The sequence below is a fragment of the Streptomyces sp. NPDC002265 genome (genome assembly GCF_040296125.1).
In the GTDB taxonomy this organism is placed as follows: Bacteria; Actinomycetota; Actinomycetes; order Streptomycetales; family Streptomycetaceae; genus Streptomyces.
Map to the genome: position 1 here is coordinate 1 of NZ_JBEOWS010000686.1, position 1,570 is coordinate 1,570.

Annotated in this window: 1 protein-coding gene; it reads left to right on the forward strand. The window is 76.8% G+C overall.

Going from position 1 to position 1,570, the window contains the following annotated elements; translation table 11 throughout:
- Positions 1-37: 37 nt before the first annotated feature.
- Positions 38-1,570 (forward strand): AfsR/SARP family transcriptional regulator (locus ABT085_RS46280; RefSeq protein WP_351623229.1); only part of this gene is annotated, 1,533 nt, incomplete at its 3' end.

Sequence of the window (1,570 nt, forward strand, 5' to 3'; positions counted from 1 at the left end):
GCGGCCCCCCGGGCACTCCGCCCGGGGGGCCCGCGGCATGCTCGGTTACAGTGGCGCCCTGATGAACGCGCGGCACACCACGAACGGCACCGACGGCACGGCCCCTCAGTTGCGCCTGCATCTATTCGGCGGATTCCGGGCGACCCGCGACAGCGGGCCCGCGCTCGCCGAACGCTGGCCGCGCCCAGGTGCCCGCGCCCTGGTGAAGCTGCTCGCCGTGGTCCCCGGGCACAGTCTCCACCGCGAACAGACCATGGACGTCTGCTGGCCCGACGCCGACCCGCAGGCCGCGGCCGGCAGTCTGCGGGTCGCCCTGCACGCCGCGCGCCGCGCCCTCGAACCCGAACTTGCACCGCGCGCCTCCTCCTCGTACCTGATCTCCGACGGGGCCATGCTCCGGCTCGACCCCGCGACCGTGTGGATAGACGCCGACCACGCCGAGGCGGCGGCCGAGACCGCCCTCGCCTCCGGCGACCCGGCACGACTGGAGCAGGCGCTGCGGGAGTTCACCGGCGAACTGCTGCCCGAGGACCGTTACGCGACCTGGGCGCAGCCGCGCCGCGACCGGCTCGTCCGGCTGCGCGAGGAGACGCTGCTCGCCCTGGCCGTCGCCCACCTCGAACGCGGCGCCCTGCACGAGGCCGTGGCCGTCGCCGAGCAGGTCCTCGCGGCGGGCCCCGCCGAGGAACTCGCCCACCGTGTACTGATCGACGCCTACACCCGGCAGGGGCTGCGACGGCGGGCGGTGCGTCAGTACCACATGTGCCGGGAGGCGCTCGACGCCGAACTCGGTGTACGGCCCGACCCGGAGACCGAGCGGCTGCACCGCAGGGCCCTCGCCGCCCGGCCGCCGTCCGCACCCTCCGCGCCGTCGCTGCCAGCCGCCCTGCGCACACCGGCCGGCACACCGCTGCGCGGACGCGACGGCCTGCTGCGCCGGCTGCTCGCCGACGACGGGCCGCCCGTACGGCTGCTCACCGGTGAGGCGGGGGTGGGCAAGACCCGGCTGGCGGGCGAGGCGGCGCGGCTGGCCGGTGCGGCCGGCGCCGCCGTCCTGTGGGGTGGCGGCCACGATGCCGAGGGGCACACGCCGTACGGGGCGTTCGCGGAAGCCCTGGACGGCTGGCTGGCCGGGCGGGACCCCGCCGAGCGGGCCCGGGCCGGCACCGAGTATCCCGAACTCGCGGCGTTCCTGCCCTCGTTGGGGCGGGCCGAGGACGGCGTGGAACGCACCCCGGAAGAGGAGCGGGACCGGCTGTTCCGGGGCACGGCGGCCCTGCTCGGCGAACTCGCCTCGAACCACCCGGTGTTGCTGGTCCTCGACGATCTGCACGCCGCCGACACCGGCTCCTTCCAACTGCTCAGCCACCTGGCCCGGCGGTCGGCGGACTCGGGAGCGCGGCTGCGGTTCCTGGTGACCTTCCGGGAGGAGGAACTCCCCGACGGCGACCCCCGCCGCACCGGTCTGGCCGCCCTGCTGCGACAGCGGCTCGCCGTGCGCGAGGAGGTGGGACGCCTGGACCGCGAGGCCTGCCTCGCGGTGGCGGCGGACGCCGTGGCCCGGGCCTCC